We start from the raw sequence: 3,808 nt of genomic DNA on the forward strand, positions 1-3,808 counted from the left end.
CATACAACTATACAGACCCCCAAACACCCCTGCAACCCGAAAAAGGGTGAAGTAGCACACAAAAAGGGTCTTGAAAGGGTCTCAAACACCCTTCCAGACGCTAAAGCACCTAGTCAGAGTGTTTTAAGGGTGCCAAAAAATCTTCAAAAAACTTCCAAAAAACCTCATAAACGCAGAAGAAACCACTCAAACCCTCGAAGAAAGCCCAGTGAAAGCCCTCTCAGCAGCCCCTATTCCTATCTCCCGCACACGCTACCTCACCGATAGATGCAGAAAGCCCCTCCCCTTCCATCCCGAGAGGAACAGAAGAAGAGGGGCACAGCTACAGAGCGCTGAATCTTAGTACCGAGCTGCTTAGTACTGGGGAGGCGCCTCATTCGCCATATTGTTGAAGCGCGAGTACTTACCGCTAAACGCCAGAGGGATAGTACGGGTCGGACCACCACGGTGCTTCGCAATAATCATGTCCGCCTCACCCACGCGCTCACTATCCGGGTTATACATATCCTCACGATGCAGCAGAATCACCATATCCGCATCCTGCTCAATAGAACCCGACTCACGCAGATCCGAAACCATCGGACGCTTATCAGTACGTTGCTCCGAACCACGGTTCAACTGCGACAGCGCAATCACCGGAACATCCAGCTCCTTAGCCAACAGCTTCAGGCTACGAGAAAACTCCGAAACCTCCTGCTGACGCGACTCAACCTTCTTACCCGAACTCATCAGCTGCAGGTAGTCCAGCACCACAAGCTTCAAATCATTACGCTGCTTCAGGCGACGGCACTTTGCACGAATCTCCATCAGAGTCATATTCGGCGAATCATCAATAAAGAGAGGAGCAGAATCAATACGGCCCTGCAAAGTCGCCAGGTTCGTCCAACCCTCAGTATCCAGGTCACCCTTCTTCAAGCGACCCATCGAAATCTTGCCCTCCGCAGAGAGAATACGCATTGCCAACTCAGTACGACTCATCTCCAGTGAGAAGAACACAGTCGTCATCTGATGATGAATAGCAGCAGAACGAGCAATATCCAAAGCCAGAGTCGACTTACCCACACCCGGACGAGCCGCAATAACAATCATCTGGCCACCGTGCAGACCACCGGTCAACTCATCAAACTCAATAAAGTCAGTCGGCACACCGTACACGCCATCGGGGCGGTTCGAGTTCGCATCAATCTCATTGATGGTCTCCTCCAACGCCTCAGAGAAAGACACATAATCTTCCTTCGCGTTACCATCAGTCACCGCATAAATCTCAGCCTGCGCCTGATCGACCAAAGTATCGACCTCAGTCTCATTGGCGTAACCCAGCTGAGCAATCTTCGTACCCGCCTCAATCAGGCGGCGCATAATCGCGTGCTCCTTAACAATCTCAGCGTAATACTGAGCGTTAGCAGCAGTCGGAACCGACGCAATCAGCGTATGAATATAGGACGCGCCGCCCACACGAGTCAGCTCGCCGCGCTTCTTCAGCTCATCAGCAACCGTAATCGCATCCGCAGGGCTACCGTGACCATAAAGAGAAAGAATCGCCTCATAAATCGTCTCGTGCGCCGGCTTATAGAAATCAGACGCACGCAGGCTCTCAACCACATCCGCAATAGCATCCTTTGACAGGAGCATGCCACCGAGCACCGACTGCTCAGCTACATCATCATGAGGCATAGTGCGGGAACCATAATCAATGGCAGTTTCAGACATGCTTATCCTCGCGTTTCAATCCGATATCTACGATGTTCCAGAAACAATTTCTGCAGAACTCCTATGCTAGTTTCTCACGAAGGCACACGCGAAACACATACACCCCTACTTGGGGCTGCGGAGATAATCCTCAATCTTCTCAACGGCGAGCGCCGCACCATCCATGGTGCGCATTGCCTCGCCCAGCTGCCGTGCCCTGGCGCGCATGCCCTCATCAACCAGCAGACGGTTCAGAATATCGCGCACATTGCCACGGCGCACATCATTCTTCGTAAAACGCAGGGCATTACCGTAGCGCACGCATTCCTCAATATTCCAGCTCTGCTCCGCCTGCATCGCAATACCGGCAAACGGAACACCCGCCAGGCACGCCGTCTGCACCGTCCCCTCACCACCGTGCGTTATCGAGGCATCAATATGACCTGCAAGCAGATGCGCCGGGACAGTCCCCGCACAATGGATGTTATCGCCCAGCAGTCGGGTCTGTGCCTCCGAGAGCTGTACACCGCCGCCAACCAGCACATCCACCGGCGCACCTGAGAGCTGGCGAAGCACCTGAGCCAAAATATCTGCAGAACCGGACGACCCCATTCCCACGTAGACCAGTGGCCGTTCTCTAGGTTCACGAACAATCTGCGGTAGCTCACCGGGCGCACGGTAATAGATAGGCCCAACCCCAACATCGGGCTCTACCAACGAATCTCCGCGCAACTGCGTAAATAGAGAGCAGATAAGGTTCATATCGGCGCTGAGCATATCCACGGTACGGCGAGGAAGCCTCAGCCCATACTCACGAGCCACACGCGTAAAAGAAGCCGGCTTATACGAAAACACCCGCGCCACCGCCCGCAACCATCCCGGCGCCGCAAGTTCGCCAGCTACAGGCTTCTTCAAAAAATACGTCGACGAATACGCATACGGGCGCGCATAGAAAATAGGGACACCGGCAATACGCGCAGACAGCAGCATCGTCAGATTAGAACCAATCACCACAGCATCCGCGCTAAAGTCACGAATAGCCGCAAGCTCCGCAGCAACCCGCCGGCGCACCATATCGGTCGTAAAAGGATGCCGCACTCCTCTGCCCTGATCCAGCGCCATAATCTGCTCAGCCTCAGCATCGCTCATAATCGGTTCGCGAAGATGCACGGGCAACCCCGCGTTTTCCAGCAGTCCCAGGTATTTAGGGGAATACACGTGGAATAAGACCGTATGGCCTCGCTCCTGAGCTGCACGCGCTATCTCGATACAGCGCGTGGTTTCACCCATATTGAAGCTTTCAGGAGAGAAAAGAATACGGCTCATAACAATCTCCGGGAGGCGCACACATGACTGAGCCGGTTCTGCGGCTCGCACACCGCTGCGCATACAGCGCGGCTCATACACCTCAGTGTAAAACAGAGCCTCAGTATTCCCCCGGATAGCGAGGAATACTGAGGCTCTGTTTCACTGTGTGAGTTTTGCGGTGTGAGTCTGCCTTACTTCTTACGCAGAATCAGACCGATAGCACCGATGTGGTCCGCGTGGCGGCGGAACACGCCGCGCATACCCAGCACGCGCTCACGAATCTGCGGCTTACGCGCCAGGTTGAACGCAATCTTCGCAACGCCAGCGGGGCCTTCATCAGCCAGCAGACGCTTCGGCTCCAGCAGAGCCATATCAGTCTGGTACACATCCAGCACCTCGAAGCCTGCCTCTTCCGCCAGTGCGGTCCACTCGGCAACAGTCAGCGGGCGGGCATTCACGCGGATAGTGCGCGCCAGATCCTTCTGAATCTCTTCCTTCAACTCGGGACGCAGGTAATCGGGAACTAGCGACATCTCGTGAATAGCGTAGTAGCCGCCCGGGCGCAGCAGACGAGCTGCCTCACGCATAATCTCCAGCTTGTGCTTATCGGTCTGCATGGTCAGCATTGCCTCGCCCACCACGGCATCGTAGCTCTCCGAGGGCAGACCGGTCTCCTGGGCGCTAGCGTTCACGACGCGGTAGTTAGGATGGCTCGATACGCCGATACGCTCGGTCACGATTTCAGCAGCCTTCGGGTCAAGATCCACACCGGTGTAGCTCTTGGGGGAACGCTTCACAATCTCCAGGGCGG

At 55.1% G+C, this 3,808-nt stretch carries 3 protein-coding genes; all 3 read right to left on the bottom strand.

What is annotated here, in order from left to right:
• Positions 1–354: 354 nt before the first annotated feature.
• Positions 355–1,710 carry a replicative DNA helicase gene (gene dnaB / locus QZ540_RS08140; protein ID WP_005504033.1) on the bottom strand — a complete coding sequence of 452 codons (1,356 nt, stop codon included), beginning with the start codon at positions 1,708–1,710 and terminating at the stop codon, positions 355–357.
• 105 nt (positions 1,711–1,815) lie between these two features.
• Entirely contained in the window at positions 1,816–2,859 is a 1,044-nt protein-coding gene (locus QZ540_RS08145; protein ID WP_294629094.1) for a nucleotide disphospho-sugar-binding domain-containing protein, read from the bottom strand.
• Positions 2,860–3,188: 329 nt separating this feature from the next.
• Positions 3,189–3,808, bottom strand: a 620-nt coding sequence (locus tag QZ540_RS08150; RefSeq protein ID WP_294629096.1) for a class I SAM-dependent methyltransferase, incomplete at its 5' end; no start/stop codon positions are given.

Source organism: uncultured Rothia sp., from assembly GCF_916049665.1.
GTDB lineage: Bacteria > Actinomycetota > Actinomycetes > Actinomycetales > Micrococcaceae > Rothia.

What these genes read in the sequence shown, in the direction of transcription:
- dnaB (WP_005504033.1), bottom strand. Translation starts at nt 1,710, where the DNA reads ATGTCTGAAACTGCCATTGATTATGGTTCCCGCACTATGCCTCATGAT.